This window comes from Thermaerobacillus caldiproteolyticus (assembly GCF_015326725.1).
Classification (GTDB): Bacteria; Bacillota; Bacilli; order Bacillales; family Anoxybacillaceae; genus Thermaerobacillus; species Thermaerobacillus caldiproteolyticus.
This window is the reverse complement of record NZ_CP064060.1, coordinates 3,695,009-3,707,394: the sequence shown is the minus strand read 5'-3', so window position 1 is coordinate 3,707,394 and position 12,386 is coordinate 3,695,009. Positions and strand designations below refer to the sequence as shown.

General features: G+C 32.6%; 14 protein-coding genes. 2 read left to right on the top strand and 12 right to left on the bottom strand.

Annotated features, from left to right (window positions below):
* Positions 1 to 333: 333 nt before the first annotated feature.
* Together ISX45_RS18735 and ISX45_RS18730 are read left to right on the top strand one after the other, a co-directional pair.
* A complete protein-coding gene (locus tag ISX45_RS18735; protein ID WP_194519634.1) occupies positions 334 to 1,317 on the top strand; it encodes a ketoacyl-ACP synthase III in 984 nt (327 codons plus the stop codon).
* A gap of 178 nt (positions 1,318 to 1,495) precedes the next feature.
* Positions 1,496 to 2,086, top strand: coding sequence for a lysophospholipid acyltransferase family protein (locus ISX45_RS18730; RefSeq protein WP_181557517.1), 591 nt, complete (start codon positions 1,496 to 1,498; stop codon positions 2,084 to 2,086).
* Between the two features lie 713 nt (positions 2,087 to 2,799).
* On the opposite strand, the gene ISX45_RS19990 is transcribed toward ISX45_RS18730, so the two are convergent.
* From ISX45_RS19990 to ISX45_RS18675, 12 genes are all read right to left on the bottom strand, one after another.
* Positions 2,800 to 2,928, bottom strand: a complete 129-nt coding sequence (locus tag ISX45_RS19990) for a hypothetical protein (RefSeq protein ID WP_258561123.1) — start codon at positions 2,926 to 2,928, stop codon at positions 2,800 to 2,802.
* Positions 2,929 to 2,947: 19 nt separating this feature from the next.
* Positions 2,948 to 3,604 (bottom strand): tyrosine-type recombinase/integrase, encoded by a 657-nt coding sequence (locus tag ISX45_RS18725; protein ID WP_194519633.1) that lies wholly within the window; start codon positions 3,602 to 3,604, stop codon positions 2,948 to 2,950.
* Positions 3,605 to 4,077: 473 nt separating this feature from the next.
* Positions 4,078 to 4,650, bottom strand: coding sequence for an Ig domain-containing protein (locus ISX45_RS18720; RefSeq protein ID WP_194519632.1), 573 nt, complete (start codon positions 4,648 to 4,650; stop codon positions 4,078 to 4,080).
* Between the two features lie 171 nt (positions 4,651 to 4,821).
* Positions 4,822 to 5,166: a hypothetical protein gene (locus ISX45_RS18715; RefSeq protein ID WP_194519631.1), complete on the bottom strand. Its 345-nt coding sequence runs from the start codon at positions 5,164 to 5,166 to the stop codon at positions 4,822 to 4,824.
* A 60-nt stretch (positions 5,167 to 5,226) separates the two neighbouring features.
* Positions 5,227 to 5,832 carry a tetratricopeptide repeat protein gene (locus ISX45_RS18710; RefSeq protein ID WP_194519630.1) on the bottom strand — a complete coding sequence of 202 codons (606 nt, stop codon included), beginning with the start codon at positions 5,830 to 5,832 and terminating at the stop codon, positions 5,227 to 5,229.
* Positions 5,833 to 6,394: 562 nt separating this feature from the next.
* Positions 6,395 to 7,732, bottom strand: a complete 1,338-nt coding sequence (locus ISX45_RS18705; RefSeq protein ID WP_194519629.1) for a phage portal protein — start codon at positions 7,730 to 7,732, stop codon at positions 6,395 to 6,397.
* Between the two features lie 194 nt (positions 7,733 to 7,926).
* Entirely contained in the window at positions 7,927 to 9,522 is a 1,596-nt protein-coding gene (locus ISX45_RS18700) for a terminase large subunit domain-containing protein (RefSeq protein ID WP_194519628.1), read from the bottom strand.
* A gap of 69 nt (positions 9,523 to 9,591) precedes the next feature.
* Positions 9,592 to 9,996: a hypothetical protein gene (locus ISX45_RS18695; protein WP_194519627.1), complete on the bottom strand. Its 405-nt coding sequence runs from the start codon at positions 9,994 to 9,996 to the stop codon at positions 9,592 to 9,594.
* Complete coding sequence (locus tag ISX45_RS18690; RefSeq protein WP_194519626.1) at positions 9,996 to 10,154, bottom strand: hypothetical protein; 159 nt, start codon at positions 10,152 to 10,154, stop codon at positions 9,996 to 9,998. Before ISX45_RS18690 ends, ISX45_RS18695 begins: the two co-directional genes overlap by 1 nt.
* Positions 10,155 to 10,410: 256 nt before the next feature.
* A complete protein-coding gene (locus ISX45_RS18685) occupies positions 10,411 to 11,355 on the bottom strand; it encodes a hypothetical protein (protein ID WP_194519625.1) in 945 nt (314 codons plus the stop codon).
* Between the two features lie 20 nt (positions 11,356 to 11,375).
* Positions 11,376 to 11,546 carry a hypothetical protein gene (locus ISX45_RS18680; protein ID WP_194519624.1) on the bottom strand — a complete coding sequence of 57 codons (171 nt, stop codon included), beginning with the start codon at positions 11,544 to 11,546 and terminating at the stop codon, positions 11,376 to 11,378.
* A gap of 13 nt (positions 11,547 to 11,559) precedes the next feature.
* Positions 11,560 to 12,372: a hypothetical protein gene (locus ISX45_RS18675; protein ID WP_194519623.1), complete on the bottom strand. Its 813-nt coding sequence runs from the start codon at positions 12,370 to 12,372 to the stop codon at positions 11,560 to 11,562.
* Between the last annotated feature and the right edge of the window lie 14 nt (positions 12,373 to 12,386).

The window sequence follows — 12,386 nt, the reverse complement described above, 5'->3', positions numbered from 1 at the left end:
TTTGTAGTATTCTTCTCTAAAACTCTTGATATTTTTCTTCTCGCATGAGGAGATGATACATCATTTTGAGTAATGGATGACCGATTGCCACAATGGCTCTTTCTTGAAAATTAGGATTTTCATCATTTGCTGGTGCCGTAAGCACGATATGGAGGTCTTACATGAAAGAACAGAATTTCTTTCTTAATCTGTGGTGCCACGAATGTGGCCAAGACAGCTAGAAGATATGTGAAAAAATTCTTTACATAGAGTAAATTTTTACCCGAAATTATTACCAGGTCATAGTAATAAGTGATAAAATAGATACAAGTCATAAAGCGAGGTGATTTTTCTATGTTTAAATCCACAGCACGTATTACTGCAATAGGTTCGTATGTTCCAGAAAGAAGGATAACAAATCACGATTTAGAAGAACTAGTCGAAACAAACGATGAATGGATTGTTAAACGTACTGGTATTAAAGAACGAAGAATAGCACATGAAGAAGAGTTTACAAGTGATATAAGTTATCAAGCTGTAAAGAATTTAATGGAACGATACGATAAATCAGTCGATGATGTTGATATGATTATCGTCTGTACATTAACTCCTGATTTCAAAACTCCGAGCGTGGCTTCTTTAATTCAAGCAAAGTTAGGTATTAAGAACACAGGTGCTATTGATTTAAATGCTGCTTGTGCAGGATTTACTTATGGGTTGTATGTAGCCAATGGATTGATAACATCTGGTTTAAACAAGAAAATTCTTGTTATCGGAGCTGATACATTATCTAAAATTACTGATTATAAAGACAGAACAACCTGTGTACTATTTGGAGATGGTGGAGGAGCAGTTCTCGTTGAATATGATGAACAACAACCAAGTTTTATTTCTTCATATTTAGGTTCAGAAGGAGAAAATGGAAATAAGTTATATTGTACAAATCTATCTAAACGTATGAACGGTGAAGACTTAATAGATAGTGGTTATATTGTTCAAAACGGTCGTGAGGTCTACAAGTGGGCTGTTAATACTGTACCAAAAGGTATGCAATCTGTTATGAAAAACACTGCAATAGATTTAAAAGATGTTGATTGGTTTGTCCCGCATAGCGCAAATTTAAGAATGATTGAGTCTATATGTGAAAGAAGCGAGTTTCCTATTGAGCGAACATTATATAGCTTGGTGGATTACGGAAATACTTCATCAGCAACAATACCATTGTCATTAGATAAAGGTGTACGTGAAGGGAAAATTAGAAATGGTAATAAGCTTTTATTATATGGCTTCGGAGGTGGTTTAGCACACGCAGGATTACTTATCAATTGGACTCTTTAAAATTTCTTAATAATTTATTTTTAAAAGGCTTTTTTCTAAAAGATTGTTACTACTAAGAAGAAAGATGCAGAAGTAAAACAAATTTTAAAGTTACTGAACCACTATCGCGTGCGTTATCTCTAATAGTTACTTTATTTTAATACAATAAGGACATATTGGAGATATAGGAGGGAGAAAATTGTATCATTTTATTGGATATTTCTTAAAAAGCATCTTGCGTATATTTGGAAAAATACACGTTTATAACAAGCAACATCTTCCCAAAAGTGGTGGTTATGTAATAGCTTGCACACATACAGGATGGGTTGATGTTCTCTATCTAGGTACATCACTCTTACCAACCAAGATACATTATATGGCGAAGAAGGAGCTTTTCAAAAATAAGGCAATAGCATGGTTATTAAAAAAATTAAATGCCTTTCCTGTTGACCGAGAAAACCCTGGACCAAGTGTGCTAAAAATTCCACATCATCTCTTATCTAAAGGAGAGGTTGTTGGAATATTTCCAAGCGGAACAAGAACCGATGAACAAGTCGCTTTAAAACAAGGGGCAATTACAATCGCACAGCGTTCAAAAGTCCCAATTATACCGGCAGCATATATAGGGCCGAATAATTTAAAGGAACTCTTCCTTAGAAAAAAAGCCTGTCTTATATTTGGTGAACCTCTATATATTACTGCAACAGGTAAGGAAGGAAGAGAACATTTTACAATTCTCCTAGAAGAGAAAATAAATGCACTGCAAAGGAATTTACAAGACAAAAAATGATCCTTCTATATCGGTAATTATGTAAATAGAGAGCTGTCCTACAATGGATGGCTTCTTTTATCCTTATTGTACGATTGGCCCCCTTCTTAACCGTATAATGGGTTCGAGAGTTAATAAAATTAAGTACAAAAAAGATAACATTTGGTTGAAAACCAACAACTAACGATAGTAAAGCCAAAAGAAAAAGAGCGGCTTTATCAACCGCCCATACCGATAATTAAATAGTCCTAATCATGGATATTTTTCTATAGGCTCTTTTTGCTATTAAATAAAAAGAAATATAGTGCAACAGTAAGAAGTTAGGTTATAATGATTTTACAATTTACTTTTTTTGTAAAGAGGTGATAATTAAATGAGCAAAAATACAAATAGAAACGTATTGGATTGGTTCGTATATTTACTTTTAGCGATGGCAGTTGTACGGTTTATAGTTCATATTATTTAATTAACTTTACAAGGAGTTTACTTATAAGATTTAATCCTTTTTATGCACCTCACAATAATGCATTAGGTTGTTAAAGAAAACAACGTTTCTATAAAGAGCGATAACCGCTCTATTCTTTTGCTCAAACTCTTTATTGTTTAAAGCGGGTATGTTAAATTCTATTTCCATTTGTGTCATCAGCTTTGCTAAAGCATAGTTATATTCATCTTGCTTAGTGTTAGAATGGACAATTTTTCATACATTCGGTTAATCTCTGCTAATCGTTTTTCTAACATCGTTCAACCTCTTTTCCCTCTGGATTTTCCACAAACTTGGCTAAAATGTTATCTTCTTTTAAGTTCGTTCCGTACAAATTAATATAGTTCAACGTACCATCTAATGTAGAGTGTCCTAACAATCATCATCTTCCCTGCTCGTTATACAGTACTTGACAAAAGTATGTCTAAAGGTATGAATAGAACGCCTCTTTTCTTGTTGTACCGTGCTATGGCGTTCCTTGTCATTTGTTCGCCTAACTCATTAACAAACAAATAATCATCCTTTTTAAGCCTATACATTCTAATATATTCTTTAAGGATTTTGACTAAATGCTCACTAATTGGATTGTATTGTGCCTTCCTATTTTTCGTTGTCGTTAATACTACCATTCCATTTTCTAAATCAATATCTCCAACTTTAAGGTTAAGGACTGTATTAAGCCTGTTACCTGTTTCTAAAAGATAATTGACCAATACCCAATTTCTATGCTCTACAAAGCCACATTCCTTCAAATTCGGCTTTTTGATTAGCTTTTTAATTTCTTCCTCTGTGTATGGCTCTTTTTGCTGTTTATCGGCTTTAATAAGGTTAATCTCGAATTTAATTAAGTAATTTTCCCTCATAGCAAAGTAAAGAAATGATCTTGTAGCCCTCAAATATGTATTAATGGTTGTATCCTTTAACCCTTTATCTTTGAGCCACATAATAAATTTGTCAATGTGCTTTTTCTCAATCTCTCTAACGTACTCAATCCCTATTTCCTCTGTAAAGCGGAAGAAATGTACTAAATTTTGCTCATAAAAGCGGATTGTCATTTCATGTTTTCTAGCTGAAAATCTTCGTAAAGTTCTTGCAAAGTTTTTTCTAATTCCGCCCTTTTCAAGTCCCGTACTTTTGCCAACTTACTTCCTCCCCTTTAAGATTAACATAATCCTAAAGGTGTCCAATAAAGCGATGGGCGTGTTGTCTTGTTGTCCATACGATTAGGCTTTTGCTTTAGTGCGATAAAAAACAAAAAAGCCAATGCTCTGAATTGCTCAAAGCATTGACTTTATAGGCTTTTTGTTATGTATGGTGCCGATGGTGGGAGTCGAACCCACACGGGGGGCTACCCCACACGATTTTGAGTCGTGCTTAAAATGGCACTAAATGGAATATATTTAAAACTACCGATGTATCAATAGTTTTCCTGCAAGATTTTTTCTGATTCAAAAAATTTTCTCATACGACTTTAATTTTTCTTACAATATATAGTACATAATTTATCCCCTGTTTTCAATATTAAATTTTACGATTTTTCACACGTCAGTATCAACAATCCATTCCTTGTTAAATCCACGTCAATAACTTTCCACGTTTGCCCCATTACATCGAATGTCACATTTACAGTGAATTTATTTTTACTCGTTTCATTATCTTGTACAGTAACGATAATCTGATTATCAGCAACACGAATAGGCGCAAAATCATCTATTTTGAAAGTGTATTTATCAATAATTGCAGGAACAGAAATTGATTCAGTTGTGTGACATTCGTATATTGGCTCTCCAAAATCGTTGTATGATACGATTTCACACACTTCCTGCCCCTCAATTTCAATAATATAATTACAATACCGCATGAGCGCTTTCTTATATTGCCCTTCTGTCACATCGGACACAATTAGATAGTTTTTTTCATTATGTACAATGACATTTCCACGTTGAATGGAATCTAGAGTATAAATATATTTCTCCTCATAGTCACCGATTTTCGCATTATTTACAATACATTTTTTTGGTACATTGTCGATGATAACCGTTTCACCAACTGCATCAAGAAGGAATTGAAAGTCAGAATTATCTATTGTAAAAGGATTCATTTTTTAACCTCCTTATCATTCGCCAAAAAAGCGAACTCATAGTAACATCATGTCATCATGTATAGTCGAAAGTAACATCATTTAGTAAAGACCAAGTAAATACCTCTTTACCACGCAAGTAAAGAGGGGAACGAAATATCGTTCCCTACTGCGTGATTTCCAGTCACTCCGTCACGAATTAAACAACATAAATACATTACCCGTTTGCTCTTGTTCATCTGTTTTCATTTGACGGATTTTTCGTTCAAGTTGGTCAATGCGATTTAATAGATTTTCATGAAAATCGGAAATAGTAATATCATTATCGACTTTATATGTTTTCATTAACGTTGGATTATTAGCAATTGATTCGAGGATACTTAACGCAGTACGATAGATATTTCGTTTTGCAGTTGCGCTGGAAGAAATGTATTCATCATGTGCTTTTAGACCGTTTTCTTCTAAATAAACAATCAATTCGTTTTGATCGAGGTCAATCCCTTTTATCTCTAAAAATAAGCGTTGAAGATTCGTCATATCCATCATTCCTTTCATATTAAAATAAAAACTACCTACAAAAAATAGGTAGTTTAAAAGTTAATTCTTTTGATATTTATCTGGAATTTTCATATTGGCTATATTCTCGATATTTGTACCAATTATTTTAAACAAATCTGCTCCTACCTCATTTAATTTTTGAAAATCACTGAATACAAACCCTAAATCTTCCATAGTTTGACTATCATTAGTGACAGGACTTTCAACATATTCTTTTACAATCTTATAATCATAACTATCCTTTATTTGCTTAACAAACGAATCAATATCGGTACCTGCGGAACCATCTAATTGTTCTAGTTCATCAATCGCTGGACGAAGTTTGTCAGTGGCTTCTTCAATTGTTGTTGGGCTTATGTAATCAGTGTCCTGCAAATAGTATTTTTCTACTTCAGCAAATGTATCTAATACCGACTTAACTTTTTCCACAGTTTCTTTTTCTGCTTCTGTATCTCTTAATTTATTTCTAATCTTATTATCTTCTTTAATATCTAACGCTTTATTGTATAAAGAAATAGCATCCTCTAATCTTCCTTCTTTTCTGTACTTGTCTGCTTTGCTTACATAATCTTGTATCTGTGCTTCTTTATTGCAACCACCTAAAATTAAAGTAGTAAATATGAGTAAAAATAAAAATTTTTTCAAGTCAATCCCCTTCCTATATTACATATTATAATATTATTTTACTATATATTTAGGGGGGATATATAAAATATTTGAGTAATTCTTCCTAAAAATTTTTCGTGCGTGTGTAAAATGACTTACTATGCGCAAATTTTGGCAATTAGGGGTACTTTCTACTCAAAAATACTTATACAAATCATGAATACAATATACATTTTTGGTTTACATAATTCTAACTATGAGAAGTTAATACAAAACAAAAACATTGATATATCAACGTTTTTCATAACTTCCAATTTTATCATTTATGCAATATTTTATACATCATTGATTTATCAAGTTTTCTAGCGTCTCTCTATTCATTATTTCCCTCCAATTTTTGCATAAAATCTTGTATAAAAATTTGATTTTATCGGAAGTAAAATCACGTCAAATTCGCCCATCTATACGCCTAACAAGTCCAAAATTGGACTTGACCGCCTGCCCTACTTTGGACACCCTTATTTTAAATGTTTTTTGCGCTCATTCATAACAGGTGCGAGCAGGCGGATATAGTATTTGTCAACTCAATCCCTTGTCACGTTTACATTTTCTTTAAAACAACATCTTGTGTCTTATTATTAACTTCACTACTATATGTAGTGTTATTTTCTTCCTTTAATCTCATCAACTCTTGTTGTACATCATTCACATATGGATTATGTTCTAACAACGTTTCAAGAGAAATTCCTTTCATTTCTCTTAACGCCTTCATGTTCTCAATCACTTCCTTATCACTGCTTGGAAGTGCATACTGGAACACAAGCCCTAATGATTCAAATTCCTCATCTGTAAATGTTATGCCTTTGTATTCAAGTAATCGTCTAATCTTCTCAAAACGTTGCTCAATACCTTCCCTCATATATTGCTCATTTATTGACGCTTTAATTTCTGCTAATTGGAATAAAAGTTTAATACTCACTTCGGACAAATTACTTACATCCGTTTTATTCAACGAAACTGCTGGTGTCTGTGATATATCAAGCAACGCTTGCAACAACGTCTTATACAGCACTTCAAACGTTTGATAATCTGTTTTATTTTGTTCTAGGCGAAAATCGCCACCGTCATCAAGGTTAATGCCTTTTCCAACAACTTCACTAGGTAATTCACCTTTTAACTGTTGACCAATTGAAACTGCAATCGGATCCATAAACTTATAGAATGTATCCATGTATTTGCTTATTAAATCTTCCATGTTGTCAAGGATGGAAATCCAATCTTCTAATTCGCTCTTCCCATCTGTTTCTGATAATTCATTTTGCGTATGGTACACAATAGGCAATCCACTTAAATTCGCATATCTGCCTGTTAATCTTAATTGCCCGCCTTTATTATTGTATGTTTCGACTGTATCCTCTGAATAAATTACATAATAATCAACGCCTGTCACTGTATACGCTTGAACGAAGGCGATCATTTCATTTTCATCATTCCAAACAGGATAACCTTCACTTGCATCAATCAGTTTACTTTTAATTGTATTCTTATCTAAATACACATACTCATACACTTGCCCATACTTCAACATCTTATCTAAAATCTTATAATTCAATCGGTCAAACTTCCCTTGTTTGTTTACCTTTTGATATTCTTTCACAATACGCTCTTTTCCTGTAATGGTAATCGGATTCTTTAACAAGTACGCCTTTTGGAAGTTCAATAACGTCTTTGCATATTGCAAAACAATCTTTCTTGGGTGAAATTCTTTACCGTTATACATGTATGGCTCTTTTTGAAGAATCTTATGTTTTCCGTCAAGATAATCCTTTAAATTCAACACATTCATTACTCTTTGTTGTGCTGTTACACTCTGCACTTCTTCAATAAACCAATCAGAACGTCCTTCATGGTATTCTTTGATATACTGTTTAAGATTCATTCTATACATCCCCTTTCGTAAAAATAAAAAAGATGACTCCGCAAAGTTGAGGAGTCATCTAACCCACAATATTTCATTATTAAAAACGTTTTAAAAATTTTGCTACTGTTAGCAACCGTTTACTACCGTTACCTACCGTTTTAAATCTAAATTAATATTGCTCATTATCATTCAACATTGAGCAACAAATATCATCAAATATCAACGTAATATTTCGCCTGCTTCATCGCTTGTACTGCCATAGCAACGGAAATCACAAGGTCATCATGGTTATTTGCGCCTTTCTTGTTGCCCATCTTTCCATTGTGGTCTTGATATATCTTCATTTCCTCTAATGTACGAACGCATTCAATATTAATAAGTCCTAATTCAAACATTTCTTTCATGTCATTTATAATAATCGGCTTTGTTACATTCGTTGTTTGGAAACCAAGTTGCATTTTTCGTTTACCTCTTTGGTCAAACACCTTTTGTTTTAATAAGTTTAAATATCCATAATCTTTACGTAATCGTTCTAATAGAGGAAGCCCCAGTGCGTTCCTTTCCACACAAATAAAGGCGTAATTATAAAAACGCCCTAAAGCATCCACTATTTCAGCGAATTTGTAAACTGGAATGTCATTTGCATAGAAACTACATTGTTGCTGTCCATCTGCATCAAATATACTCATTGTTGAATAGTCGCCACCTTGACCACTCGATACGTCTACCCCTGCATAGTGTCTTACTTTTGATTTCGGTAAATGATAGATGAATAGATTTTTATTTATGTATTGTTTAAGTACATCGGGAACAATATGATATATTTCTTTTGTTTCTAAAGGCGGTATAACATAATGAAGTCGTTCAATAATCTTTGCAGTATCAAATACTGCTTTATTTGTTTCCATAAACGCTTCGTCTGGTGTCGTTGGAAATTCACGTCTAAACTTCTCAATCGAATTTGTTTGTATGTAATATCTGCGGAACATTAATTGACGATATGTAGCGTTATATTTATCTCTTAAAATCTTTTCATCATGTTCTAAATCCTCATATGTCATTCTGCGCCCTTGATTATTTATCTTAAACCAATTCTCTGCTTCATCGAATGTATGTTTAAATTGCTTTTCATACGCTTTTGCAAGCCATGAAAAGAAAAATGCCTTCCAAACGCTTTCTTTATCTCTGTACGCCTTCATAAACATTTCTTGATAGGTGTTGTAACCATAAGCAGTTGATTCAATAATGATGGCACTGGATTCATTTTTTGCAAGTGCAGGAATACATGTTGCAATGATTTCCTCTTGCACATCAGCAGGGTATTTAGCCATTTCGGACAAGTGGATTAATTGGAAAGTATTACCCGAAATTGAATCTTCACCGTTGGCAGTAGCAATAATAATTCGGCTGCCGTTGTCGAGATAGAGTTCATCACGGTTATTCAATAATGCTTTAGGGAATATGTCATATTTATCATGTGGAAGATTTTTATACATCTTCTTCAATTTAACGAAAAGTGATTTACTGACGCTTGCATGATGAGTCATGATGATATAGTTTGTATCGGGCTTTGTACATGCACTGTACAACATATAAGCAAGAGATAGGGTAGTGAATCCAATTTGTCGCCCTTTCAAAATGATATTGTACTTCCCTATCTCATTCATAAACTGTTCCTGCTCTGGATTCAAAACAAAAGGCACTGTATTGCCAAAGTTGTCAACGATCTTAATGAAATTCTTTGCAAACAATTTAAAATCGTTCGTAATGATTTTTAATTTTTCTTCTTTCGTCAATCGTTTAGCCAATCAATCTCACCTCCTGCAAACAAAAAAGCAGGGTATCAATTCTGATACCCTGCTAACATATAAGCAACCCTAAATCTCTAAATCATCATCCTCATCTTCTTGCACTTCCTCTTGTTGTTTCTTGTTTGTCTGATTCATTGCTTTTTGAAGTTGTGTCATATCTTTATGTAATTGAAGGAATAAACGCACACTTTTCTCTTCCCCTTGTTTCGCCTTTTCTGAAACAACATCATAAACAGTTTCTAAATCACGTTGCATTTTGCCCTTCATGTATATCATAAAGAGTTCCCAATATTCGTCTGTTTGCTCCCAATTCTCGAACACTGTAAATGAACGTCTATCCGCCCATCTTAAAAATTCTTCATCAGACATTGCCAAAATGTGTTCATTTTTCGGTGTTTTAATTTGAAACTTCCGCATAAAATACGCTCTTTTGCGCCAATCCACTTTTTGGAGTGCTTTGTGAATACTCATTATTCATCACCTCTTTTCTCTAAATATTTTTCTAATCGTTTTATGTCAGACAATATTTCTTTTGTAATCAATTGTTGTTCCAAAAGATTTAATTTCATTAGCGACAAACGCATTTGCATCATTTCAATATTTTTCATCATCTCTTTAAATTCTTTCATAAAGATTCCCCCTATTTATTTGATTAAATAAAAAAATGGACTAGCGTTTTGCTAGCCCATTAATTGAAATTCAAAAAGGTTATCTTTTTGCGGTATATATAATAATATACAAATAATTCAAATAATAGATATAATTTAATAATAAATGTAATTAATTATTCTATAAATTATATATACCGTAATTTTGTAACCTTTTTAATTCTAAAGTATATAGTTAAATGTTATATGTTATATATACCGCAAATTTGTTACCTTTTTAATTTTTCTGTGGTAACATCTTCATTTGTTCTTCAATTTGCATCGCCAGTTTCTGTTTTTCTTCGAGTTGTTTGTAATATGTGTATACACTCATTACCTTTCTTTTTTGATACTGTTTAGCGTTATTTGTGAAATTAGTCGGCTCATTTGTGAAATATGTATTTGGCATTTTTTCACCTTTTCCAAGCCCGACAACAAAATCTTCTACTTTACAGTGAATCATATTATATTTTTTTAATGAATCAAGATATTTATCAAGTGTCCGCCCTTTAATCGCTGTTTTTTCCTCTAATGTTTCAAGTGGGACTCTATATCCACCGTAAATTTGATTCATACAACGCAAAAAGGCGTACAGGTAAAACCCTGTACACCCTAAATTCTCATTTGTCATACAAAATATGAACGATTCAAATGGCACTAAATGTGTGCGATCAACATAAAAGAATGTTCCATCTTCATAATAATCTTCTTCTGATTCCTTATCTCTATAAAATGCTTTGACTGGAAATTTGATTTTAAAGTTTTTCGGTACATTTAATACTTTTATGTATGCTGTAAACTCCTTGAAGTCATCAATATATTGAAATTGTAGCCCATCAATTTCATCATAAGAATAAGCAATAGGAAAATCTTTTTCTGTCCGAATATAGCCCATCTGCTCAAGGATTCCATTTTGTTTGATTAAATAATCTAATTTCTTGTAATTCTCATTGTAACCAAGTACCTTCTTAATGAATTTTTGGTCAATCAGTTCATTAACCATTCCGTATTTTGCATATCTGTATAGCCATGTAATGAAGTAAATATAGGAATAAGCAAATGCGATATGTGAGGCATTGTCGATATTCTTTTGTAAATCAGAAAAGACTTCATTTGGCATAAATACTTTACTTTCATAATCATTAAATTGTAATAATTGTTCCATCTCTGCGTAAGTCATCATATTTGATTACCTCCTATAAATTAACAATTTTTCCATTCTTGAATGGCTTGATTGAGAAACTCCGTGCGCTCAAATAACGTAAAAATCATGCCTGTTTTCAAATGCCTGCCTTCGGTGATATAGTCGATTCCTTTTTCATATTTCAAAAAATCTCTTAATCGTTTATCATAGCAAAAGAAATAATTTTTCATTTCTGATTACCTCCTAACAAAGTGTCGTATATTTCATTTTTCTTGTTCCAGTAAGCGCAAAAGAGATTAAATTCGGTATCTGATCTTTCGATTGAATTTGATATGTATTAGCGTCTTGTGTTTTAAATTTTGTAAGTAAACTAAACTGCTTTTGCGGTAACTCTATCGGAAAATCAAAAAACCCTTGCAATTCTGCAAGGGCAATATCAGTTTCTAAATATCCTTCTTTATTCAATTTAATTTTTGATTTAAGATTGTACTTTTGTTGAATATGTAAATAATCGGCTTTTGTTGTTTCATTGAGTAAATCAATCAATTCATCAAAGCCTAATAAGTGTAAATATGTATTATGAGTTTTTCTAAACGCATCGGAATAATGTCCTAGAAATGATGAATCAATTGCAAGAAGAATCATTTTCCCTTCTTTTGTTGCTGGCAAAGGTAAATTGTAAAAACTCCACATAGTTAATGTTGTAGACATTGCATATTTCTTTGTGTAGTTTCCTGCATGTACTTTTAATAAAGCGTTAATGTTTGCAGTAAGAGGATTTACATAGTCATTTTCATTAATTCTTACAACATGATTGCACCATGATTTACCACGATGGAGCGCAAGGTCAATTCCGATTGCTTTCCGTTTATCTTCTTTATCAGCAACGAATATCTTATTAAAATCGTAAAAGTAATTGATTTCATTTCTTTTTACATGCTTTTCAATAGAACAACCAAAAAGGCTATCGCCATCATCAGTTAAAATTGTAGTGTTTTGCTTCGGTGTATAATCACTACACCAAGCAGGGAATAGTTCTCTTAATTTTTGTTTCATCTGATACAGTGAAA